Origin of the sequence: Campylobacter sp. BCW_6461, assembly GCF_001762735.1 — a bacterium.
GTDB classification, from domain to species: Bacteria; Campylobacterota; Campylobacteria; order Campylobacterales; family Campylobacteraceae; genus Campylobacter_D; species Campylobacter_D jejuni.
The window spans coordinates 24,397-48,155 of sequence record NZ_MJXJ01000012.1 but is presented as its reverse complement, the minus strand read 5'-3'; the positions used below and the strand labels follow the sequence as shown (position 1 = coordinate 48,155).

Below are 23,759 nucleotides of genomic sequence, written 5' to 3'. Positions count from 1 at the left end.
ACTTTACATTAAGGAGAAATAATTATGAAAAAAAGTATTTTATTCGCATCAGCACTTTTAGCTAGCTCAATGCTTTTTGCAGATAGTCTAAAACTTGAAGGTACTATTGCACAAATTTATGATAACAATAAAACCTTGCTTATTGACTCTATTTATGGCGGACAAATGGCTATAAAAGTTCTACCAAATACCGAAATAGAAATGGATGATTGTGGTATTTTTGGAACAGATAAAGATGGAACTTTTAAAGATTTACAGGTTGGAAATTTTTTAGAAAGTAAAATTTCTTATGGAATACCTGCTACACCAAATACTCAGGCTATTCCAGTAGCTAGAAAAATTGAAATTCAATGTTATAAAAAAGCTTATTAATATAAATCCCTTAACAAGGGATTTATAAAAATCATTCTTCGGCAAACTACTTCATACTCTTAAATAAAAATTTAAACTCTTTTTTAACAAGCAATTTATAAAATAACACTTATATTTTCATCTAAGGCAAATAATGAAAAAATGGATTTTTATTGTTTTTTGTTTTATATTAGGTTTTATTATTCATATATTTTATATAGGATACACTAACGAACTTTTATTTAATAAATTTATTAAAAACAGCAATCCTGATTATACAATTACAGATATTTACTTCAAAAAAGGTTTTTTAACCTCTAAAGGAAGTTTTACTTTAAATCACTCTCATACACAGCTTTCAACCAAAATCAACCTTAAATTTAATAATTATTTTTTCTTAAATAAAATTATAAAAGGAAATTTTACAAATCCTTTTGATTTTTTAGATAAAGTGTTAAAAAACAATAAATTAGGAACTTTTACTCTCAAATTACACGATAACAACTCTAAAATATTTCTAAATATTAAAGATATAAATTTAAGCAATGAAGGTGGAGATACCATCATAAACGGCGGATATATTGAAGTTTTAATGAATAAAAATTTAGAAATTAAAAACATTAAAATACATTTTGATATGATTAATTTTTCTCAATTTTATACTAAATTTGTGTTGCAAAATTTAAATTACGAACAATTTTTTAACAATCCTGTACAATTTTATGAATTAAATTTATTTAGCAAAAGCCAACAACAAATCAACTTTGATTATCTTGTGTTAGATAACAATAAAATCAATTCTTTTTATAGCAAAAATCTAGTAAATTTTAATGAAGAAAATTCAACAATAAACTTAAACATACAAGGAAAATCCAATGAAATTGATATTGATCTTAAATCTTTATTGGGTCAGAATTTAAATTTTGACAAAACAAAATTTAATATAACCATAAATAAATTTCTTAACTCAAATTTCAATATCTCTCATTTTATTCAAAAAAATCTTGATCTAGAAATACAAAATTTAATTCTTGAAAAAAATAAACAAAATATCAGCCTACAAGGCAATTTAAATATTAACAACTCTTATCAAGCAAAATTACAAGTTATCAGTTCAGATGAGCCTGATGAAATTTTTCCTTGGACAAAAGATTATGGAGGTTTAAATCAATATTTTTTAAAAGAAAATAATAACTTTTTTCTAAATTTATCTTATGATAGCTTAGCCAATCCTCAACTAAAAATTAATGGTAGTGAATTTTCAAATATGGATTTAAATTAATGAGCCTAGCTTTGACCTTTCGCCCTGAAAATTTTGATGATATTTTAGGACAATATGAGCTTATAGAAATTTTCAAAAAATTTACTGCTTTACAAAAACTTCCTCATAGTATTTTTTTTGGAACGGCAGGTTCTGGAAAAACAACTTTTGCTAGAGTTGTAGCCAAAGAATTTGGCTTAGATTTTTATGAATTTGATGGAGGAAATTTTAAACTCGAAGAACTAAGAAAAATTTTAGATAATTATAAAAATAGTCTTTATAAGCCTTTAATTTTTATTGATGAAATTCACCGCCTTAGCAAAACCCAACAAGAAATGCTTTTAATTCCTATGGAAAATTACCGTTTAATTTTAATCGGCGCAAGCACTGAAAATCCCTATTTTGTTTTAAGTTCTGGTATAAGAAGTCGTTCCATGCTTTTTGAATTTAAATCTTTAGGGGTAAAGGAACTTGAAACTTTACTCTTGCGTGTACAAGAAAAAATGAAATTTAGTATTGATAAAGAAGCTAAAGATTTTCTACTGAAAAGTGCTGATGCAAGAGCTATGCTAAATTTGCTTGAATTTGTCTTGGTTTTAGATGAAAAACATATCAGTCTTGAAAATCTTAAAAAACTTCGCAACACCATAAATAGTGAAGGTGTTAGCTCAAAAGATACACATTATATTTTAGCAAGTGCAATGATAAAAAGTTTACGCGGAAGTGACGTTGATGCAGCTATTTATTATCTTGCAAGACTTATTGATGCAGGAGAAAGTGCGGATTTTATCGCTAGGCGTTTGGTGATTTTTTCAAGTGAAGATATCGGAAATGCCGATCCAAATGCTTTAAATTTAGCGGTTTCGACTCTAGAGGCTGTTAAAAATATAGGTTATCCTGAAGCAAGAATTATCCTAGCCCAATGCGTAGTTTATTTAGCAAGCACAATCAAATCTAATGCAAGCTACAAAGCTATCAATGAAGCTTTAAACTATGTAAAAAATAATGAAGCTTTAGAAATACCTAATTATCTTAACAACAATCATCAAGAAAAACAAAACTATCTTTATCCACATGATTTTGGTGGCTGGGTAGAGCAAAAATATCTTAGTAAAAATTTAAAATTTTATCATAGCAAGGGCTTAGGAGAAGAAGCAAAATTGTTAGATAATTTATATAAATTAAAAAACCATAAAGCTTAATTTTATTATTTAAAATTTACAAAATAAATGCTAAAATCAATATTTTATTTTCAAGGAAAAAGATGATTAAAATAGGAATTTATGGCGCTAAAGGACGAATGGGAAAACAGATTGAAGAATGTTTAAAAAGCGAAACACAAGCACAAATTTCGATACTTTATGATAAGGGTGGAAATTTAGGAGAGCTTTTTGAAAAAAGCGATGTGATTATTGATTTTTCTTCCCCAAGTGGAACTCATGAGCTTTTAAATTATGCAAGAACTATGCCTAAACCTTTGGTAATAGGTACAACAGGGCTTGATGAGAAAATTTTACATTTGATGCAAAGTGCTAGTGAAGTGATGCCGATTTTTTATGCGACCAATATGTCTTTAGGTGTTGCGGTTTTAAACTATCTTGCTAGTAAAGCCAGTCAAATGCTAAGAAATTTTGATATAGAAATTTTAGAAATGCATCATCGCCATAAAAAAGATGCCCCAAGTGGTACAGCTATGACTTTAGCTCAAAGTGTAGCAAAAGCTAGAAATTTAGAACTTGAAAAAGTAAGAGTAAGTGGAAGAGATGGCATTATAGGTGAAAGAAGTAAAGATGAGATTGCCGTGATGAGTTTAAGGGGTGGCGATATAGTAGGACGCCATATGGTAGGTTTTTACGAAGATGGTGAGTTTTTAGAACTTAATCATACCGCTACTTCAAGGGCGACTTTTGCTAAAGGTGCGATTAAAATCGCTATTTGGCTTAGCAAGCAAGAAGCAAAAATGTATTCAATCAATGATTTTTTAGGAATTTAAAATGTGTGCAGTTGTAGGAGTTATCAATTCAAAAAATGCTAGCGCTTATGCGTATTATGCGCTTTTTGCTATGCAACACCGTGGGCAAGAAGCAAGTGGCATTAGTGTGAGTAATGGTAAAAATATTAAGACTATTAAAGCTAAAGGTGAAGTGAGTCAAATTTTTAATCCTGATAATCTAAAAACTTTAGAAGGTGAAATCGCTATAGGGCATAATCGCTATTCTACAGCAGGAAATTCAAGTTTAAATGACGCTCAGCCCATAGCAGCTACTTCGGTTTTAGGTGATATTGCTTTAGCGCATAATGGAAATTTAGTCAATAAAGAAGAGGTAAGATCAAGACTTATTCAAGATGGGGCTATTTTTCAAACCAATATGGATACAGAAAATGTTGTCCATCTTATCGCAAGAAGTAAGCAAGAAAGTCTAAAAGATAGATTTATTGAGAGTTTAAAAGAATGTATAGGAGCTTATTGTTTTGTTTTAGCAAGCAAAGATAAACTTTATGTTGTAAGAGATCCTCATGGGGTGCGTCCTTTGTCTTTAGGGCGTTTAAAAGATGGAGGCTATATAGTTGCTAGTGAAACTTGTGCTTTTGATCTTATAGAGGCTGAATTTATTCGTGATGTTAAACCAGGGGAAATGCTTATTTTTACTCAGGGAAATGATAAATTTGAAAGCATAGAACTTTTTTCTCAAACTCCTAGAATTTGCGCTTTTGAATACATTTATTTTGCTAGACCTGATAGTATAGTAGAAGGCAAAAGCGTGTATGAAGTGCGTAAAAAAATGGGCGAAGCTTTAGCTAAAAAATTTGCTTATAAAGCAGACTTTGTCGTGCCTGTGCCAGATAGTGGAGTAAGTGCAGCTATAGGTTTTGCGCAATATTTACAAATCCCTCTTGAAATGGCAATAGTAAGAAATCATTATGTAGGAAGAACTTTTATAGAGCCAACTCAAGAGCTTAGAAATTTAAAAGTAAAATTAAAACTTAATCCTATGCGTAAAGTTTTAGAAGGCAAAGAAATCGTAGTCATTGATGATAGCTTGGTGCGTGGCACTACTTCTAAAAAAATAATTTCCTTACTTCGTGCTGCAGGAGCGAGTAAAATCCATCTTGCCATAGCTTGTCCTGAGATCAAATTTCCTGATACTTATGGTATAGATACTCCAACTTTTGAAGAACTTATCAGCGCAAATAAAAATGCTGAAGAAGTGCGTGAATATGTAGAAGCTGATACGCTAAGTTTTTTAAGCATAAAAGAGCTAACTCAAAGCATAGGCGATGAAAGAAAATATTCTTTAATCAGTTTTGATGGAGATTATTTTATTAAATAATTTTATTTTAAATTAGGATTAGGCAAGGTTGCACTTGCACTTCCTACATTTATATTTTGAGTTGGTGGCAAAGGAGTATTTGGTGTATCAATTTGACTTAAAAGCTCTAAAGTTTGATTAAATTCGAAGCTTTCTTCAGGATTTTGTCCTAAGAATTTTTGCATAAATTCTTTTTTAGAAATAGCTTCATCAAGTTCTTTATCACTTCCTTTCTGATAAGCACCGATGCGAAGCAATACTTCATTTTCTTTTAAAAGCGAGTTTAAACGCTTAAATTTTCTTGCCCAAAGTTTATGTTCAGGACTTATAATGTCACTCATCACCCTTGAAGCAGAGTTTTGTATATTAATAGGAGGATAAATTCCAAAGTCTGTTAATTCACGACTTAAAACAATGTGTCCATCTAAGATAGAACGACTTTGATCGGCGATTGGATCGCTCATATCATCACCATCCACTAAAACGGTAAAAAAGGCTGTTATAGTGCCTTTACCTTCTTCTTTACCGGTTCTTTCCATGAGTTGAGGCAAAAGACTTAAAACACTTGGCGGATAACCTTTGGTTGTAGGAGGCTCTCCAAGAGCTAGTCCAATTTCTCTTTGTGCCATAGCAAAACGCGTTACACTATCCATGATAAAAAGTACATCTTTGCCCTGTTCTTTAAAGTATTCTGCCACACTCATTGCGCAAAAAGCACCGTATTTACGCATCAAAGCACTATCATCACTTGTAGCAACAATAATCACTGTATCATCGAGCTTTCCGCCTAAATTTTTTTGTATAAATTCAGGAATTTCACGCCCCCTTTCTCCTATGAGTGCCACTACTTTTATAGGAGCTTTGGAATTTTTAACTATCATTCCCATAAGAGTGGATTTTCCTACCCCACTTCCTGCAAAAATACCAAGTTTTTGTCCTACACCACAAGTTAAAAGCGCGTCTATGGTTTTAACACCCACGGGAAAAACTTCTTCTATAAGCCCTCTTTTCATGGCATCAATAGGTGCACGCATTATAGGCATATATTTGGTTACTTCTATAGCTCCTTTACCATCTTTTGGGCGCATAAAAGGATCTACTACTCTGCCTAAAAGTTCATCGCTAACGCCTATTTGCATACCTGCATCACTTATGAAAGCACGATCGCCTATTTTGAAACCTTCTATAAAAGAAAAAGGGCTTAAATAGCTAAATTGTTCCTTGATTTCTACGACCATAGCTAGAGTGTTTAAATTTTCATTTTCATTGGAAACTAGCTTCACTATATCTCCAACCCCTGTTTTAAGCCCACGAATTTCTATACTCGTAGCAGAAATTTTTGTAATCTCTCCAAAGATAGCACTTAAATTTTCTTTACCAAGTTTGGAGCGTAGTTTTTCAAGATTCATTAAAATCTTACCTGTTTAGCAGAGTTTATGAGAGAAAAAAATTCCTCTCTGGTTTTTTCATTTTTTAAGAAAATTCCACGTAAAGCTGAAGTTGTAGTGGTGGAATTAGCTTTTTGTATTCCACGCATTTCAACACACATATGTCTTGCTTCTATGACTACACCCACACCTTTTGCATCAACATTTTCCATTAAAGCTTGTGCGATTTGTTCAGTAAGTTGTTCTTGAATTTGAAGTCTTCTTGCAAACACTTCTACAAGGCGTGGAATTTTGCTTAAACCTACTACTTTTTTATTAGGGATATAGGCTACATGAGCACGCCCAAAAAAAGGTAAAAGATGATGTTCGCAAAGACTATAAAATTCTATATCACGCACCAAAACCATTTCATTATTAGAGCTTTCAAATAAAGCATCATTTAAAATGTCTTTGACATTTTGCGTATAACCACTAGCAAGAAATTCATAAGCTTTAAAAACACGATTTGGTGTTTTAATAAGCCCTTCACGATTTGGATTTTCTCCTATAATTTCAAGTATGGTTTTAACACAATCTTCAAATTTTTTTTGCAAATTTTTCTCCAAAAATATTTTTTATATTTTAATAATAATGTAATATTGCAATTTTATCATAAATTACTTTAAAATTTTATGCAAGTAATAAGGAAAAATTTGCTATCATTGAAGGCAAATTTTATTTTATAAGGAAAAAAACTATGGAAGTAAAGGCAAAGCAACTAGATTCTGTTAATGCGACTGCTAGTGTAAAAATTCCTTCAGGAATGATCAAAAGTGAAGTAGAAAATTTAGCAAAAAAAGCTTCTAAAAGTGTAAAAATGGATGGGTTTAGACCAGGAAAAGTTCCTGTAAGTGCCGTACTTAAAAGATATGAAAGAGAGCTCACTCAAGATGCAGAACAAAATCTTTTTAAATCCGCTGTAAATAGCGCTTTACAAGAACTTAAAAAAGAAAATAAAGAGCTTGTAGGTGAGCCATATTTTGAAAAATTTGATCGTAAAGATGGAGAAATTATTGCTGAATTAATACTTTCTTTTAAACCTGAAATCAAACTTGAGGGTTATGAAAAACTCATCCCTGAATATCAAACTCCAAAAGTAAGTAAAAAAGAAATTGATGAGAAAAAAGATGAACTTTTAAAGCGTTTTGCTACTCCTGAAGCTATAAAAACAAAAAGAGCTTTAAAAGAAGGTGATTTTGCAAAATTTGATTTTGAAGGTTTTGTAGATGATAAAGCTTTTGAAGGTGGTAAAGCTGAAAATTATGTTTTAGAAATTGGTTCTAAGCAATTTATTCCAGGTTTTGAAGATGGTATGGTGGGAATGAAAATAGGTGAAGAAAAAGATATCAAAGTAACTTTCCCTAAAGAATACGGCGCAGCGCATTTAGCGGGTAAAGATGCAGTATTTAAAGTAAAACTACATGAAATTCAAGAGCTTAAAATTCCAGAACTTGATGATGAAATGCTTAAAAAACTTTTACCAGGAGAAGAAAAAGCTAGTGTTGAAGTTTTAGATGAAAAATTAAAAGAGCAAATCAAAAATGAAAAACTTTTCAAACTTGTAAATGATGAATTAAAAGGCAAATTTGCAGATGCTTTGATTGAAAAATATAATTTTGATTTACCTAAAGGCATAGTAGAACAAGAAACTGATATGCAGATGCGTGCGGCTTTTAATACTTTTAGCGAAAAAGAAATTGAAGAGCTTAAAGCAAGTAAAGAAAAATATCAAGAAAAACGTGATTCTTTTAAAGAAGAAGCACAAAAAAGTGTAAAACTTACTTTTATCATTGATGAACTTGCAAAATTGCGTAAGATTGAAGTAAATGATCAAGAATTGATTCAAGCGATTTATTTTGAAGCATATCGCTATGGTATGAATCCAAAAGAGCATTTAGAAAACTATAAAAAACAAGGAGCTTTGCCTGCTGTGAAAATGGCTTTAATTGAAGAAAAACTTTTTAATGATATTTTTATACCAAAAACAGAAAAATCGGAAAAAGTGAGCAAAAAAGAGAAAGAAGATAAATAATGTTTATTCCTTATGTTATTGAAAAATCTAGTCGTGGTGAAAGAAGTTATGACATTTATTCACGCCTTTTAAAAGATAGAATTATTATGCTAAGTGGTGAAATTCATGATGAACTTGCCGCTTCTATCGTAGCACAACTTCTTTTTTTAGAAGCTGAAGATCCTACAAAAGATATTTATCTTTATATCAATTCTCCAGGTGGTGTAATTACAAGTGGTTTTAGTATTTATGATACTATGAACTATATCAAACCTGATGTTTGTACGATTTGCATAGGACAAGCTGCTTCTATGGGAGCATTTTTGCTTAGTTGTGGCGCAGAAGGAAAACGTTTTGCTTTGCCTAATTCACGCATTATGATTCATCAACCTTTAGGTGGAGCTAGAGGTCAAGCCACAGATATTGAAATTCAAGCCAAAGAAATTTTAAGACTCAAAACTATACTTAATGATATTTTGGCAAAAAATACTAAGCAAAAAGTTGCAAAAATAGCAAAAGATACAGAAAGAGATTTTTTCATGTCAGCACAAGAAGCTAAAGAATATGGGCTGATTGATAAGGTTTTGGAAAAAAGTTTTAAATGATTTCTTTGGAGATCATTTAAAACAAAGGTTTTTTAATGGTTAGAAAAATTATCACCTATCCCAATCCTAGACTTTTTTTAAACTCTGAAATTGTAAATAAATTTGATACAGAACTTCACACCTTGCTTGATGATATGTATGAAACTATGATAGCAAGTAATGGAGTAGGTTTAGCAGCTATTCAAGTGGATATTCCTTTGCGTGTTTTACTTGTAAATATTTTTGATGAAAACGATGAACAAAAAAAAGAAGATTTGCTAGAGATTATCAATCCTGAAATTATTCCTTTAGATGAAGAAATGATCACTTGCACAGAAGGGTGTTTGAGTGTGCCAGATTTTTTTGAAGAAGTGAAACGCTATAATCATATCTTGCTTAAATATCAAGATCGCTTTGGAGAATTTAAAGAACTTGAAGCAAAAGGTTTTTTAGCTGTGGCTATTCAACACGAAAATGATCATTTAAATGGACATTTATTTATAGAAAAAATTTCCTTTGCTAAGCGTCAAAAATTCGATAAAGAATTTAAGAAAAAGAAGAAAAATCATAAAAAAGAGAAATGAAAAAACTAAAGTGCATAAGCTTTCATGAAGGCTTAGACATTATAGAGGTAGAATCCACTTTTACAAGAGGTTTGCCAAATTTAAGCATAGTAGGGCTTGCAAGTACAGCGATTAAGGAAAGTGTCGAACGCATCAAAGCCACACTTTTAAGTTGTGATTTTGCTTTTCCTGCTAAAAAAATCACTATCAATCTTAGTCCTTCAGGTATCCCAAAAAAGGGATCACATTTTGATTTGGCTATCGCTTTATTAATCCTTTTGCAAAATGAAGAATTAGATGACTTTTTTGTAGTAGGAGAATTAGGACTTGATGGAAGTATTAAAAGCACAAATGAGCTTTTTTCTTTGCTTTTGTTTCTCTCTGCTAAAATTGAAAAAGCTAAAATCGTTGTTCCAAAAAGTATAGCACAAAAAGCTTCCATGATACCAAATTTAGAGGTTTATGGACTTGAAAATTTAAATGAAGCAATAGAGTTTTTTAAAGAAAAAAATTATGAAAATTTTCGTTTTTCTCACAATCATCCTTTATTCGCAAGTCCTTTACAAATAGAAAATGAAATTTTTTTACAAAATATGGATTTTAAACTTGATTTTAAAGATATCAAAGGGCAGGAAAAAGCTAAAAGAGCTTGTATGATAGCTGCTTTAGGTATGCATAATATCTTATTTGAAGGAAGTCCAGGAAGTGGTAAAAGTATGTGTGCTAAACGCCTTGTTTATATCATGCCTCCTCAAAGTTTAAGTGAAATTTTAATGCAAAATGCTTATATGTCTTTAGATTCAAAAGATTGTGAATTTACTAAAATTCGTGCTTTTCGTCATCCTCATCATACTTCTACAAGAGCAAGTATTTTTGGCGGAGGAACAAAAAATGCTAGAATTGGAGAAGTCGCACTTGCAAATGGTGGAGTATTATTTTTTGATGAATTTCCACATTTTAATAAGCAAATCATAGAGAGTTTAAGAGAGCCTTTAGAGGATCATAAAATTCATATTTCAAGAGTAAATTCTAAAATCACTTATGAAACAAAATTTAGCTTTATAGCTGCCCAAAATCCTTGTCCTTGTGGAAATTTATTTTCTAAAAATCTTTCTTGTGTTTGTAGTGAAAATGAGATTAAAAAATACAAAAATCACATTTCAGCTCCTATTATGGATAGGATTGATCTTTATGTAGCTATGGATGAGATCAGCAAGGATGATAAAACGAGTATAAGTTCTAAAGAAATGAGTGAAAAAATTTTACAAGCTTTTATTTTTAGTAAAAAACGGGGGCAAAAAGAATTTAATGGGAAATTAAAAGATGAAGATTTAAGTCGTTTTTGTGTATTCGAAAAAGATGCCAAAGATACGCTAGATTTAGCAATTTCACGTTATAATCTTTCTTTGCGATCGCTTAATAAAATTTTAAAAGTTTCAAGAAGTATAGCGGATTTAGAACAAAGTCTTAATATTAACAAAACCCATATTTTAGAAGCTTTAAGCTTTAGAGCAAGGAATTAAAATGGAAAATAAAAGTATAGCTATCTTTATAGATGCAGAAAATATCCCTGCAAAATACACTAAAAGTATTTTTGATATTGCTTCAGATTACGGAGAAGTTATCATTAAACGCATTTATGGAGACTGGACTCAAAAAAATATACAAGGTTGGAGAGAGCAAATTGCTGAATATTCTTTAATCGCTATGCAACAATTTAATTTTGCAGCCAACAAAAACTCAAGCGATATGTATTTAATCACTGAAATCATGTCCATATTTTATGAAAAAAACATAGATATTTTTGTTATTGTTTCAAGCGATAGTGATTATACTTCACTCATTCAAAAATTAAGAGAAAATAAAAAACAAGTTATAGGAATGGGGCTTGAAAAATCTATAAAATCCTATGTAAATGCTTTTAGTGAATTTTTTTATTTAGATAAAGATGAGAGTAAAAAAGAAGATATTTTAAGTAAGGATTATTTAAGAGCTTTAATCAATATCACCGAACAACTTATCGATGAAAAAGGGCGTGCCGAATACGCACAAATCCGTACTAATATGAACCGCAAATACTCGGATTTTCATCCGCAAAATTATGGTTTTAAGAATTTTCGTGCTTTGATCCAGAAATTTTTACCCAAAATGAAAAAATTTGAAGAAGAAAGAGAAAAAAATATATATTTTTTGGTGAAAAAAGATTATGAAAGCTATTATTGATAATATAAAAATTTTAGAACAAAATGCTATAAATAAAGGCTTAGATGAACTTATTTTAATGGAAAATGCGGGATTAAATTTAGCTAAACTGATTAAAAAAGAAGCTAAAAAGATCCGTATTCAACGCAAGATTAGAAAAGTAAAAATACTTTTTTTATTAGGCGGGGGTAACAACGCTTCAGATGGCTTGGTGGCTTTAAGAAATTTAAAACACGCTAAAGCTTATAAAATAGGCTTTAAAGAAAATACGCTTTTTAAAAAACAAGAGCAAATTTTACAAAATTATGCTTTTAAATTTTGTCAAAAGGAGCCTAATTTTAAAAAATTTCATATTATCATTGATTGTATTTTAGGTACAGGTTCAAATCGTTGTTTAGATGAAAAAACAAGTTTAATTATTCAAAAAGTTAATCAAAGTAAGGCTTTAAAAATAGCTTGTGATATACCTACAAATTTGGGATTTTATCCTTGTTTTAAAGCTGATATTACACTTTGTATGGGAGCTTTAAAGGAAATTTTACTTGAAGATTTTGCTAAGGAATTTGTAGGAAGGATTAAAATAGCCAATTTAGGCATTAGATCTAAGAAATTTTACCCTAATTCTCAAGCTTTTTTGCTTGAAAAAAAAGATTTAAAAACTATAGATAGAAAAATCAACGCCAATAAAGGAAATTTTGGCCATATTTATATAGTTGCCAATGCAAGTGCTGGAACTTTAGCAGGACTTGGAGCCTTAAATTTTGGAGCAGGTCTTGTTTCTTTAGTAGCACAAAAAAGTTTCTCGCCTCTTTTGATGTTAAAAGAAAAAATTGAAAATAATGCAAGTGCTATTGCTTTAGGTATGGGGCTTGAAAATTTGGATTTTCTAAAAGATGAAATTTTGCAAAACACTCCTTTGATCTTGGATGCAAACTGCTTTTTAAGTGAAGCTTTGCTTTGGTATTTAAACAGAAAAGATGTTGTTATAACCCCTCATCCAAAAGAATTTATAAAACTTTATAAAATGTGCTTTGATGAGAATTTAGATATAGAAACATTGCAAAAAAATCGCTTTTTCTATGCTAGAAAATTTTCACAAAATTATGATTGTGTTCTTGTTTTAAAAGGAGCAAATCCTATTATTGTGCAAAAAGAAAAATTATTTGTTGTAAATTTAGGAAATCAAGCCTTAGCTAAAGGTGGGAGTGGAGATGTTTTAAGTGGAATGATTGCTGCACATTTAGGTTTTGGTTTTAGTGCTTTAGAAGCAGCAAAAAATGCTACTTTAGCTCATGGACTTGTTGCAAAAAAATATAAATTTAATAAAAATAGCTTTGACGCTTTAAAACTTATCAAAGGATTAAAATGCTTGTAAAATTAGCTGTACTTTTTAGTGGAAATGGAAGTAATTTAGAAAATATTTTAGAAAAACTTCATAAAAAAACCATAGGGGAAAATACCTATGAAGTAGTACTTTGCATTTGTAATAAAAAAGATGCTTTTGGTGTACAAAGAGCAAAAAAATTTGGTCTTGATACTGTCATTGTTGATCATAAGGCTTATAATACTCGTGAAGAATTTGATACGATTTTGGTACAAAAAATCAAAGAAAGTGGAGCAAATCTTACTGTATTAGCAGGTTTTATGAGAATTTTAAGTCCTGTTTTTACAAAAAATATTAAGGCAATTAACCTTCATCCTTCTTTATTACCCCTTTTTAAAGGAGCACATGCGATTAAAGAAAGTTATGAAAGTGATATGAAAGTGGCTGGAGTCAGTGTGCATTGGGTCAGTGAAGAACTTGATAGTGGAATGATTATAGCTCAAAAAGCTTTTGAAAAAAGAAATTTGAGTTTTGAAGAATTTGAAGAAAAAATTCATAGTCTAGAACATGAAATTTTACCCTTAAGTGTGATTGAAATTTTTTCTTAAAGAATTAAAGGTATTTGCTTTAAAACTATAAAATATCGCTTTAAAAAATTTTAAAATTTTCAAGGAAATTTATGTTTGAATGGATATTTAGTATTGATGCTTGGATTACTTTAGCTACTTTAAGTGCTCTTGAAATTGTACTAGGGATAGATAATATCATTTTTTTAGCTATTTTAGTAAGCAAACTACCCCCTGAACATCGTGATAAAGGACGTATCTTAGGTTTAGCTTTTGCAATGATTACAAGAATTTTACTTCTTTTATCTCTTTTTTGGGTAATGAAACTTGTAACACCTTTGTTTAGTGTATTGGGCAATGAAATTTCAGGAAGAGATCTAGTTCTTTTACTAGGTGGACTTTTCTTGATTGTAAAGTCTATTAAAGAAATTAAAGAGCAAATTTCTCATCAAGAAGAAGGCCAAAGTCATTTTAAAGCAAGCAATAAACTTTGGATAGTTGTGGCCGAAATTGCTGTGGTTGACATAGTGTTTTCACTTGATAGTGTTATTACCGCAGTAGGAATTGCTCAAGATGTAACCATCATGATTATCGCTGTTATTATCGCAGTAGCTGTGATGCTTTTTGCTTCTAAACCTATAGCAGATTTTGTTGAAAAATATCCAAGCATTAAAATTTTAGCCTTAGCTTTTTTGGTGCTAATAGGCGTAGTTTTAGTTGCTGAAAGTTTTGATATTCATATTGATAAGGCATATATTTATACCGCTATGGCTTTTGCTTTAGTGGTGCAAATTTTAAATATTTTAGATCAAAGAAAGGAAAAAAATGGCTAAAGACGCTAATGGAATAGAACTTAACACAGGTGATAGCGTGAGTGTAATAAAAGATCTTAAGGTTAAAGGTGCAAGTACAACTTTAAAACGTGGAACTACTATAAAAAATATTAAGCTCACTTCTAAAGAAGGTGAAATTGAGGCTAGAGTAGATAAATTTGGCGTTATTGTTTTAAAAACTGAATTTTTAAAGAAAATCTAGGCAAAGAATGTGCGAATCTTACTTGTTTTAAGAGGGAATTATTACGCAGGACAAGAAGAATTTATCAAAAATAATAAACTTCAAAATTATACACTTGATTTAAATGCTTTGCGTCTTTTATCAGGAAGCGTTAAAAATATAGTCAGTGAATATAAAATTTTAAATGTTAAAAATGATGAAGATTTGAGTAAAATTTTACTCAAACTTCTAGAAATGCGTATGCAAAAAGGTGAGTTTTGCATCATAAACGCTTATAATGAAACATTAAAAATTTACAAAGACTTAGCTAAACAATATCGCTATAAAATGTATGTTATTGTTTTTGATAGCTCTTTAAAACAATGTCAAGAAAAAAATCTTTTAGAAGCTAAAAAAAATGGATATATCATCCCTTATGCTCTTTTGGAAAAAACTCAAGATTTACTCAAAAAAAATCCAAAAAAATACCCAATTTTAGACTCGAGCGACTGGAAAAAATGTCTTTACCAAATGCCAAATTTAAGCAAATATAAAAAAATTCATCATATAGGAGATTTACAAGGTTGTTATAGTGTTTTAAAAGAATACATTAAAACAATCAAAGAAGATGAATTTTATATATTTTTGGGAGATTATATCAACAGAGGTATAGAAAATGGCAAAGTAATAAAATTTCTTTTAAAAATTTGCGAAAAAGAAAACGTATGCTTATTAGAAGGAAATCACGAAAGACATCTTATAAAATGGGCTAATGGAGAATTGTCAAATTCCAAAGAATTTAATGAAAATACTTTAAAGGATTTTAGAAAAGAAAAACTTACTCCAAGAGATACTAGAAAACTCTATCCTCATCTAAAAGAATGTTTATACTACAAATTCCAAAATAAATTCATATTTTGTTCACATGGAGGAGTAAATTTTATACCCTCCAAACCTGAAAAAATAAGTTTTATACCAAGCCATGACTTTATTTATGGTGTAGGTGGATATGAAGACAGTCAAAAAGTAGCAAATCAATTTTGTAATTTCACCTCGGACAATCTTTATCAAATCTTTGGACACAGAAATAAAGAAAAACTTCCTATGAAAATAGCCAAAAGAGTATTTTTATGCGAGGGTAAAATAGATGATGGTGGATATTTACGCGTAGTTACACTAGATGAAAAAGGTTTTGAGTGTATAGAAATTAAAAACCAAATTTACAAAAAGAAATAAAGCCTAAAGAGGCTTATTCTTCATCTTTATTTGTTTTTTTAACCACCTTAACACGCTCTATAGAATTCCCATCCATTTTTTTAACTTCATAGTAACAAAGTTCATCTTCAATGCGATCTCCTACCATAGGCAAGCGTCCTAAAAGATTAAATACATAACCACCTATAGTAACTTGTTCTAAATCCTCATCATAGTTTATTACAAGCATTTCTTCAACAGTTTCTATATCGCATCGTCCTTGAAATTCATAGATATTTTCAGCAAGTTTTTTATAGCTGTCTTCTTCATGCTCGCTTTTAATTTCGCCAATAATTTCTTCCATGATATCTTCCATGGTTAAAATTCCAGCAGTTCCACCATACTCATCAACTACTAATGCAGTATGAGAGAGTTCTTTATTCATCATTACAAGTACTTTTGAAATGCTGATATTTTCAGGAACCAAAATCAAAGGTTTAACAAAAGTATCTAAATTTTGACTTTTATGGTTTAATTCATTTTGTATTATATCTCGTATGTGTATCATACCTAAAATAGTATCTTTAGAACCATCAATATAAGGAAAGCGAGTATGTTTATGCTCACAAATGATTTGCATATTTTCTTCGTAACTTTTTTGTTTATTTAGACAAATCATATCTTTTCTAGGAGTCATAATCTCTTTAGCAACAGTATCTGAAAAATCAACAGCATTGCGTATGATCTCTGTTTCAAATTCATCTAAAACTCCACCTTTTTGACTCTCACTTGCTATGATTTTAATTTCTTCTTCGCTATGAGTTAGCTCGCTTTCTTTAGCAGGTTTTATTCCAAAAAGTTTCAAACTTATAGCTGCTAAAAAATCGAAAATTTTAATACAAGGCAAAAAGAGCATCCAAAACCAATGAAGCGGTCTAGCTATAAATAAAACCGCTTTATCTGCAACTGCAATAGCTATACTTTTTGGCACAAGTTCTCCTAAAACCACATGTAAAAGAGTAATAATGCTAAAAGCAATAATGAAAGCCATAGTATGGATAATAACAGTGCTAAAACCAAGATTAATAAGCGGAATTTCTAGCATTTTTGCAATAGCAGGCTCACCTATCCAACCAAGAGCTAGAGAACTTAAAGTGATTCCTAATTGACAAGCACTAAGATAAGTATCAAGTCTTGAAGTAACCTCCAAAGCTTTCTTGGCACCAGCTTTTTTTTCTTTTACCATCTCTTCAAGCTTGGAACGACGTACTTTAACAATACTAAATTCAGACAAAACAAAAAAACCATTTAAAAACACTAGAGCAAGTGCAACAACAACCATAAGTATAGAATATCCTGCATCAAAAGATGCTGTAGAAGTTTGGTTTAAATCCAAAACCTGACTGGGGTCCAATGAAGCTCCTTAAGAAATAAAATATTATTAAACCTTATTATACACAATTAAAAGTAAATTTAATATTTGAATTTTTTCTTGTATTTTATAAGAAAAAACTAAGACTTATAAGAAATATTTTTCTCAAATTCTTTTAAACGCTTATATATACTTCTAAGTTGAGTGATAGTTGTCCAGTTTGTGATAAAAACACTAAAAGAGCTTCGCACTTGATCAAATGCATTATTAATCTGCATTACAATACCAAGTCCTATAGCTCCAGCAAAAAGCCCTGGTGCTATGATTAAAAATGGCACTATAACTATCATTTGCTCAAATAAAATGAGCCAAATATTAAAATATCCATAATGTAAAAAAAGTCTTTTATAGTTAAATTTAAGCCCTGTAAAAAGCTCTATCATAGTCTCATTTTTAGCGTATTCTTTGCGATTATCCTCAGCATAAACAAGCTCTTTTCTAAAAGCTGCTTCAGCTTTTTGATTGTTATATTCAAGTCCAGGAAGCTTAATACCTACAAACCATGACACAACCAAGCCTCCTAAAGAAATCAAAAGTGCAATATAAACAAGCAAACCATCAATGTTTTTTAAAAAATAAAAAGAAGAATTTTCGCTTAAATTTGCAAATAAAGCTTTACTCACAACATCACTTAAACTCCATAAAATCGGAATAAATGCTACAAGGGTCATCAAAGCTTTTATAAAACTAAGTCCTAAACTCTCTACGATTTTAGAAAAATTATAAGTATCTTCTTGAATTCTTTGCGAACTTCCTTCTATATTATCATCTTTATTTTTCCAAAATTTTAAATAAGAAAAAGTCATAGCCTCACGCCACTTAAAAGCATAGACGCTAGCAAAATAGATATTAATTGTAGCGATTAAAACATAAGGAATAGCAATAGCCAAAAAAACTAAAATCAAAGCATAAAAATCACTTGCTGAATAATTTGGCTTTTCAATCATAGCCCTAGAGTTGAAAAAATATTCTAATAAATTTTGATAATAATACAATGCACCTTTATTGATAAAATTAGCTTTTTGGAAATTTTGCTCAGCTCTTTGATTAGCCTCTTGGATTAAAGTGGCATTATTTTCAAGATTTTCTTCTATTTTTTGCGTAGAATTAGAATCCAAAAGTTCTATTTTTGGCTTTTGTAAAACATTGTAAAAATCACTATACCATGAATTGATCGCAACATTTAAGCTTGTTTGTATATATAAGAAAAATAACAGTAAAAAAAGTCCCAAATAAGCCCATAAAGCCCATTTTTTACTTTTAAAAAACGAAGAGAACATAATCATCACCTTTAAAATAAAAATTCTAATAAACTTTTTTTAATGAAAAGTTTATTTTTTACCTAAATAGTCTTTAATATTGTAATCAATAGGCATAACAAAACTGATTTTATCACCATTTTTTAACATTTCTTTAGGCGGTTTTGGCAATGGAGAAGCTCTTTTAAATAAACTTAAAGCTTCATCATTGAGCGCTGCATAAGGGCAAGATTTTTTAAGCTCTTTGCTTAAGACATTTCCGCTTTCATCAATGCTTACGCGAATTCTTACAACGCCTTCTTGTTTTTGCATTATCGCTTCTTGAGGATATTTTTTAAATTTAGTCAAATGAGCCATAAGCAAAGCTTGATAGCTTTTAACTTGTTCTTTGGCATTGCCACTTACTATAGTTTGTGTTTTATCTTCATTACTTTGTAGCGGAGCACTGAGCGATTCATTTTTAAATTTTGAATTTTCACTTGCATTAGCTATTTCTTTTTGAGCTTGGTTTTCATCTTGCTTTTCAATCTTTTTTTGAACTTTTAATACAGCATTTTTATCTTGAGAATTAAGACTTATTCTTTCGTCTTGTTTTTTGTTTTTATCTTGAGAATTACTCTTTTTTTGATCAATCGAAACTTCTTTTAATTCCCCGATAGGAAGCTCTGATACCATCATAATGGAAGTAAATTCCGCTCCTTGTTTAAAATCAACACCACTTGATTTTTCTTGAGTATAAAAAGAAAAAAGGAAAAACATTAATACTAAAGTATGCAATATCAAACTTAACACAAACCCAAAAATCACACTAGACTTCATACTAATCCATCTTTTTACTTGAAAGAGCTATTTTTCCATAGCCATTCTCTTTTAATTTTTGCATTACTTGCATAATATCTTCATACTTTACACTTTTATCGATATGAAAATAAATAATTTCTTCTTTATTGCCTTTGGTTTTTATATCTAAAGCACTTGAAAGATTTTCTAGGCTTAATTTATCATCATTAATAGCCAAAGTATTATCAGTATTTAAATAAAGTATGATGGGATTTTTAAGCTTATCCTCTGCTTGCTGCGAACTCTTGGGTAATTCTATTTTGATAGAACTTGTGATAAGAGGAGTAACAGCCATAAAAACAATCAATAATACAAGCATAATATCTATAAAAGGAGTTATATTGATCTCACTTAACTCCTCTTCTTTGTGAGCCATTTCAGTTTTTATCATTAAAATAACTCCTATGAAAAAGTATATAGACAAAATTTGCAAGCTCATCTAAATGGTGCATAAGTTTTAAATTTTTTCTTGTAAGATAATTATAAAAAAGCACCGCAGGGATAGCAGCTATCAAGCCAAAAGCTGTAGCAAACAAGGCTTCAGCTATACCAGGCGCAACGACTGCCAAAGAAGCATTGCCAAGATTTGCTATACCTATAAATGCATTCATAATTCCCCAAACTGTTCCAAAAAGCCCTATAAAAGGTGCGCTAGCACCTATGCTCGCAAGCAAACTCAAGCCATTTTTGCTTGCTGTGATTTGCTTTGAGATGGTATTTTGCAAACGCAATTCTATACGCTCTTTTATGTGATCATTTTTATATTCACTTTTTTCAAGCTCATCTTGAATTTCTAAAGATAAAACACCTGCAAAATCTTTTGTCTGATCTAATTCATTGAGATTTTTTAATTCTTTTATCTTTTGTATAGACAAGTCTAGATTTTTTTTCATAAAATAAAATTGCATAAGCTTAGAAATAAAAACTGCCCATGCTAAAATGGAAAATAAAACCAATATATAAATAACACCTTTTACCACCTCATCAGCATTTTGATAAAGACTAGAAAGAGAAAGCTCTATTTTAGGTGCTTCGGTTTCTATCTTGGGAGAATCAAAAGATAAATTTGTATCTGTTACATTTACTTCAGCATTTAAATTTAACAATAAAAAACAAAATAAAAATATTTTTTTTAACATTTGTATATTCCTTAATATTTATATTCAAAACTTACTACAAAGGTGCGACCACGAGCAGAATTGCTAAAAAGATAGATAGGATCACCTGCTCCATTATATTGAAGCTGATTATCTAAGGAATTATAAGCATTTAAGGCATCCATGTAGTTTTTATCAAATAAATTTTGCACCTCTGCTCTCATTGTGAGGTTTTTAAACCATTCTATATTCCAATATAAATCTACTATAATAGGAATTTTTGGTAAGTCTTGTGTGGTTGGTTTAGGATAATAAGGATTGTTTGGATCCTTATTCCAATCATCTGTATTTGGATTTACCCTTTTTGCTTTGCCTGTGTATTTTGCTATACCACCAAAGCTTATTTTATCATTTAACCTAAAGCCAAGCTCTACATTTGCATAATCTTTTGGAAGCTCCATGATTTTACTTGCCGAAAAAGAGCCAAGAAGAGGTCCTGAAGTTTGAGAAATAGTCGAACTTGTATCTTGTCTTGAATACATAGCTTTAGCATAAGCAAAACCCAAGTCATAGCTTAATTCTAACTCCACACCCTTAAATATGGTATCATCAGCTGAATTTAAGTGCATATAAAATTGCGAGCTTGGAGGATCTTTACTTGGATCTTCAAGATAAAATTGTTCATTATAAATATAATCTTTTATTTTTGTATGATAATACACGGCTTTAAAACCAAAGCGATCATCATCTTTTAAAAGTCCATGTTTAAAAGAATTAAAACCTATTTGCCAAGTATTGGCTTGTTCTGGTTTTAAGAAAGGATTGATACCATTGCCTTCGTTATTTGAGAAAAACATTTCTTGCACATTAGGGGCTCTATTTGTTCTCGCAAAACTTACAAAGGGTGTAAAAAGCTCGTGTATGGCAGCTGAAAGCATGACAGAAGCATTCAGGCGAAGTCCATTTTTATCTATATCTGTCGCCGCTTTTGGAAAACACATAAAATTTACTTCATCGCAAGCAGGTCTGTGTCCTTTGATATTCCAATCTAAAAGATTCACATTGGTATCAAGTGTAAAGATACCATAATTTAGACTATTATCAAGATAATAAGTAAAAAGATTTTGTTTTCCACGAGGCTGAAAAGGTATAGAATTTACTCCTTGAATTGATGTATTTAAGGTATTTTTATAATCATTAAGCAAAATATTTGCTCCAAAGCGTGTGTTTAGATTAAATCCATGCCATTCACCCTCTAAAGTATCACTTATATCAAAAGTAGTGGCAGTATTTTTTGCCTTTGTGTTAGCTATGGCATCGTTTGCCGCAAAAGTAGATTTTGATCCATAGGTTTGTATGCCTTGATTGTAGGCAATAAGCGTATTTACATTAAGCCACTCATTAGGGTTGTGCCAAAAATCAAGTTGATAATTGTCATTGTGTATTTTTCTACCGGCAAGTTCGTTTTGATATCTACGATAAGAAAATATAGTGTTTGTAAAAGAATTTGGGACATATTCGAGTTTAAAAAGTTGAGAGTTTGGTTTTTGGGTTAAAAAATCTGGATCAAAAGGAGCGATATTGGTATCAGCTATACCATCTCCATCAGTATCAACCATACTACTACCTATCTTGCCACCCCCGCCTACAGTGTAATTTTGAGTAATTCTCTTTGCGCTATAACCAAAAAGCGCGCCCACATATCCATTATTTTCAAGTTCAGTCTTTCCAGCCACTGCACTCATATAACTTGGTCCGATTCCATTGCTTCCATAAGAAAATCGTCCTAAAAATCCAAAGATATTGCCATCATGTACAATATCATTTATACCTATGGTCTTAAAATTTGCTGATCCCATCAAGGCATTTGCTCCACCTACTCCTTCAAAAGTTCCCCTTGTAACATCAACTCCGATTAAGAAATTTGTATCAATAACAGCTCCAAAAGCTGAAGTTCCCGTTTGTGAATGAAATCTAGCTGGATCATCTGATGCACTACCATAAAAAGTTTGAGTAACACCGTCAATCATGGTATTAACACGCCCAAAACCACTCATACCACGAATATTTACTTGAACTGTACCTTGAGCTTGATCTGTGTTTGTGTAGGTTCCAGGTATACTACGCACTATAGAATCTATACTTTGTGTATCTGAACCTATATCCTCTCTTGTGCTTGTTGCTCCAGGAGTTACAAAAGGTTTTTCATCGTTTTTGATTTTTGAACCTGAAATTTCAAGACTATCAAATTCTAATTCTTCAGAAAAAGCAAAACTAGCAAAACATAAACCTACAGCACAAAATAAACTTAATTTTTTCATTCCTCCCCCTTATAAATCAAAACATAATCACTGTCTTTTAAATCTATTTCTCCATAGCTTAAATTCACTACAACTATTTTTTTACTGCTTTTAAAATCTTGTATATGTAAAGGAATTCCTATTTTTTTACTTGTATGATAGCTTCCAGCTAGCAATAAAACTTTATTTGGATGATGAACCAATACATCCGCCATACGCCTGTCTTTGAATTGCTGAATTTCTACTAATTTATCTAGCAATTTTTTATTTTCTTCAGGATTTAGCTTATGGCTTAAGGATATAATGTCAAAAAGTTGTTTTTTTACTTCATTTGTGGTTGAAACATAACCCTTTAAGGGCTGAGCCCCATTATAAATACTTGTAATTTCTGAGCGTGAAAGATTTACACCCAATATTTTTGACTTTGAATAAAAAACCACATTGACAAATTGCTCATAATCTTTCCATTTCCAGACCTTATCCCAATTTAATGCATTAGTAAGTTCATTGGCTTTAATGGTTTTTTTATTTTTAAAAGCTTTATCTAAGTGATTTTGCTCTGTGCTTACTAACATTTCTAAAGCTACATCAAAGTTTATATTTTGAGAACTTAAATTTCCTTCTAAGGCATTAAAAATCATAACTTGACTTATCTTATGTTTAACCTCATCGTGTTTTTCGCCAAGCAGTATCACATCTGCTTTTAGCAATTCTAAAATCATATCTTCAAAAGAAATCTTTTTTTGAGTATGCGTATCAAGTATATAAAAATCTTTATTTTCTTGAAGTGGAGATGATTTTTGCAAAACAGCACAAGCGCTCAACATAAAGCTTATAAATAGAATGCTTAAAATAGTATAAAATTTCATTATTATTGTTACTTTCTTAGTGGTTTATTTTTGATATTGAATATTAATATTTTATATATAAAAATACTCTTAAATATTTATATTAAAATTTAATTATTTATAATTATTATCAAAATTTATTATAATAAAATGAAAATATTTATCAGTTATAAAATTATTAAGTTACTTTATATTT

Annotated in this window: 24 protein-coding genes; 15 read left to right on the top strand and 9 right to left on the bottom strand. The window is 30.3% G+C overall.

Annotation, left to right across the window (positions count from 1 at the left end; translation table 11 throughout):
- Nucleotides 1–24 precede the first annotated feature (24 nt).
- From AJ882_RS02545 to purF, 5 genes are all read left to right on the top strand, one after another.
- Entirely contained in the window at nucleotides 25–372 is a 348-nt protein-coding gene (locus tag AJ882_RS02545) for a hypothetical protein (RefSeq protein WP_002867117.1), read from the top strand.
- A gap of 133 nt (nucleotides 373–505) precedes the next feature.
- On the top strand, nucleotides 506–1,633 hold the full coding sequence (locus AJ882_RS02540; RefSeq protein ID WP_002867116.1) for a hypothetical protein: 1,128 nt from the start codon (nucleotides 506–508) through the stop codon (nucleotides 1,631–1,633).
- Entirely contained in the window at nucleotides 1,633–2,814 is a 1,182-nt protein-coding gene (locus tag AJ882_RS02535; RefSeq protein WP_002867115.1) for a replication-associated recombination protein A, read from the top strand. The genes AJ882_RS02540 and AJ882_RS02535 overlap by 1 nt, the downstream gene beginning before the upstream one ends.
- 62 nt (nucleotides 2,815–2,876) lie before the next feature.
- Nucleotides 2,877–3,605, top strand: coding sequence for a 4-hydroxy-tetrahydrodipicolinate reductase (dapB, locus tag AJ882_RS02530; RefSeq protein ID WP_002867114.1), 729 nt, complete (start codon nucleotides 2,877–2,879; stop codon nucleotides 3,603–3,605).
- A gap of 1 nt (nucleotide 3,606) precedes the next feature.
- The gene (gene purF / locus AJ882_RS02525) at nucleotides 3,607–4,944 is read left to right on the top strand and encodes an amidophosphoribosyltransferase (RefSeq protein ID WP_070279656.1); all 1,338 of its coding nucleotides are present in this window, start codon (nucleotides 3,607–3,609) and stop codon (nucleotides 4,942–4,944) included.
- Between the two features lie 2 nt (nucleotides 4,945–4,946).
- On the opposite strand, the gene fliI is transcribed toward purF, so the two are convergent.
- Together fliI and folE are read right to left on the bottom strand one after the other, a co-directional pair.
- Nucleotides 4,947–6,332 (bottom strand): flagellar protein export ATPase FliI, encoded by a 1,386-nt coding sequence (gene fliI / locus AJ882_RS02520; RefSeq protein ID WP_002867112.1) that lies wholly within the window; start codon nucleotides 6,330–6,332, stop codon nucleotides 4,947–4,949.
- Nucleotides 6,332–6,904, bottom strand: a complete 573-nt coding sequence (gene folE, locus AJ882_RS02515; protein WP_002867111.1) for a GTP cyclohydrolase I FolE — start codon at nucleotides 6,902–6,904, stop codon at nucleotides 6,332–6,334. Before folE ends, fliI begins: the two co-directional genes overlap by 1 nt.
- Nucleotides 6,905–7,047: 143 nt before the next feature.
- On the opposite strand from folE, the gene tig reads away from it, so the two are divergent.
- From tig to AJ882_RS02465, 10 genes are all read left to right on the top strand, one after another.
- Nucleotides 7,048–8,382 carry a trigger factor gene (tig, locus tag AJ882_RS02510; RefSeq protein WP_002851938.1) on the top strand — a complete coding sequence of 445 codons (1,335 nt, stop codon included), beginning with the start codon at nucleotides 7,048–7,050 and terminating at the stop codon, nucleotides 8,380–8,382.
- Nucleotides 8,382–8,966, top strand: a complete 585-nt coding sequence (clpP, locus tag AJ882_RS02505) for an ATP-dependent Clp endopeptidase proteolytic subunit ClpP (protein ID WP_002806309.1) — start codon at nucleotides 8,382–8,384, stop codon at nucleotides 8,964–8,966. Before tig ends, clpP begins: the two co-directional genes overlap by 1 nt.
- Nucleotides 8,967–9,001: 35 nt before the next feature.
- Complete coding sequence (gene def / locus AJ882_RS02500) at nucleotides 9,002–9,529, top strand: peptide deformylase (RefSeq protein WP_002851936.1); 528 nt, start codon at nucleotides 9,002–9,004, stop codon at nucleotides 9,527–9,529.
- The gene (locus AJ882_RS02495) at nucleotides 9,526–11,031 is read left to right on the top strand and encodes a YifB family Mg chelatase-like AAA ATPase (RefSeq protein ID WP_002867110.1); all 1,506 of its coding nucleotides are present in this window, start codon (nucleotides 9,526–9,528) and stop codon (nucleotides 11,029–11,031) included. Before def ends, AJ882_RS02495 begins: the two co-directional genes overlap by 4 nt.
- Nucleotide 11,032: 1 nt before the next feature.
- Nucleotides 11,033–11,731, top strand: a complete 699-nt coding sequence (locus tag AJ882_RS02490) for an NYN domain-containing protein (protein ID WP_011049611.1) — start codon at nucleotides 11,033–11,035, stop codon at nucleotides 11,729–11,731.
- The gene (locus AJ882_RS02485; RefSeq protein ID WP_002867109.1) at nucleotides 11,715–13,085 is read left to right on the top strand and encodes a bifunctional ADP-dependent NAD(P)H-hydrate dehydratase/NAD(P)H-hydrate epimerase; all 1,371 of its coding nucleotides are present in this window, start codon (nucleotides 11,715–11,717) and stop codon (nucleotides 13,083–13,085) included. The genes AJ882_RS02490 and AJ882_RS02485 overlap by 17 nt, the downstream gene beginning before the upstream one ends.
- The gene (gene purN, locus AJ882_RS02480) at nucleotides 13,076–13,642 is read left to right on the top strand and encodes a phosphoribosylglycinamide formyltransferase (protein WP_002867108.1); all 567 of its coding nucleotides are present in this window, start codon (nucleotides 13,076–13,078) and stop codon (nucleotides 13,640–13,642) included. Before AJ882_RS02485 ends, purN begins: the two co-directional genes overlap by 10 nt.
- 71 nt (nucleotides 13,643–13,713) lie before the next feature.
- On the top strand, nucleotides 13,714–14,433 hold the full coding sequence (locus AJ882_RS02475) for a TerC family protein (RefSeq protein ID WP_002867107.1): 720 nt from the start codon (nucleotides 13,714–13,716) through the stop codon (nucleotides 14,431–14,433).
- Nucleotides 14,426–14,635 (top strand): alkylphosphonate utilization protein, encoded by a 210-nt coding sequence (locus AJ882_RS02470; RefSeq protein ID WP_002851709.1) that lies wholly within the window; start codon nucleotides 14,426–14,428, stop codon nucleotides 14,633–14,635. The genes AJ882_RS02475 and AJ882_RS02470 overlap by 8 nt, the downstream gene beginning before the upstream one ends.
- Before the next feature lie 9 nt (nucleotides 14,636–14,644).
- Nucleotides 14,645–15,829: a metallophosphoesterase gene (locus AJ882_RS02465; RefSeq protein ID WP_011049610.1), complete on the top strand. Its 1,185-nt coding sequence runs from the start codon at nucleotides 14,645–14,647 to the stop codon at nucleotides 15,827–15,829.
- A gap of 13 nt (nucleotides 15,830–15,842) precedes the next feature.
- Here AJ882_RS02465 and AJ882_RS02460 read toward each other — a convergent pair whose 3' ends face one another.
- From AJ882_RS02460 to AJ882_RS02430, 7 genes are all read right to left on the bottom strand, one after another.
- The gene (locus AJ882_RS02460) at nucleotides 15,843–17,201 is read right to left on the bottom strand and encodes a hemolysin family protein (RefSeq protein WP_014517170.1); all 1,359 of its coding nucleotides are present in this window, start codon (nucleotides 17,199–17,201) and stop codon (nucleotides 15,843–15,845) included.
- A gap of 98 nt (nucleotides 17,202–17,299) precedes the next feature.
- Nucleotides 17,300–18,505: a putative transporter gene (locus tag AJ882_RS02455; RefSeq protein ID WP_074482885.1), complete on the bottom strand. Its 1,206-nt coding sequence runs from the start codon at nucleotides 18,503–18,505 to the stop codon at nucleotides 17,300–17,302.
- Nucleotides 18,506–18,550: 45 nt separating this feature from the next.
- The gene (locus AJ882_RS02450) at nucleotides 18,551–19,297 is read right to left on the bottom strand and encodes an energy transducer TonB (RefSeq protein WP_002867104.1); all 747 of its coding nucleotides are present in this window, start codon (nucleotides 19,295–19,297) and stop codon (nucleotides 18,551–18,553) included.
- A gap of 1 nt (nucleotide 19,298) precedes the next feature.
- On the bottom strand, nucleotides 19,299–19,709 hold the full coding sequence (locus tag AJ882_RS02445) for a biopolymer transporter ExbD (RefSeq protein WP_002851714.1): 411 nt from the start codon (nucleotides 19,707–19,709) through the stop codon (nucleotides 19,299–19,301).
- Nucleotides 19,696–20,457 carry a MotA/TolQ/ExbB proton channel family protein gene (locus AJ882_RS02440; RefSeq protein ID WP_011049608.1) on the bottom strand — a complete coding sequence of 254 codons (762 nt, stop codon included), beginning with the start codon at nucleotides 20,455–20,457 and terminating at the stop codon, nucleotides 19,696–19,698. The genes AJ882_RS02445 and AJ882_RS02440 overlap by 14 nt, the downstream gene beginning before the upstream one ends.
- A gap of 11 nt (nucleotides 20,458–20,468) precedes the next feature.
- On the bottom strand, nucleotides 20,469–22,736 hold the full coding sequence (locus tag AJ882_RS02435; protein ID WP_014517169.1) for a TonB-dependent receptor domain-containing protein: 2,268 nt from the start codon (nucleotides 22,734–22,736) through the stop codon (nucleotides 20,469–20,471).
- Nucleotides 22,733–23,584 carry a ChaN family lipoprotein gene (locus AJ882_RS02430; protein ID WP_011049606.1) on the bottom strand — a complete coding sequence of 284 codons (852 nt, stop codon included), beginning with the start codon at nucleotides 23,582–23,584 and terminating at the stop codon, nucleotides 22,733–22,735. Before AJ882_RS02430 ends, AJ882_RS02435 begins: the two co-directional genes overlap by 4 nt.
- Nucleotides 23,585–23,759 lie beyond the last annotated feature (175 nt).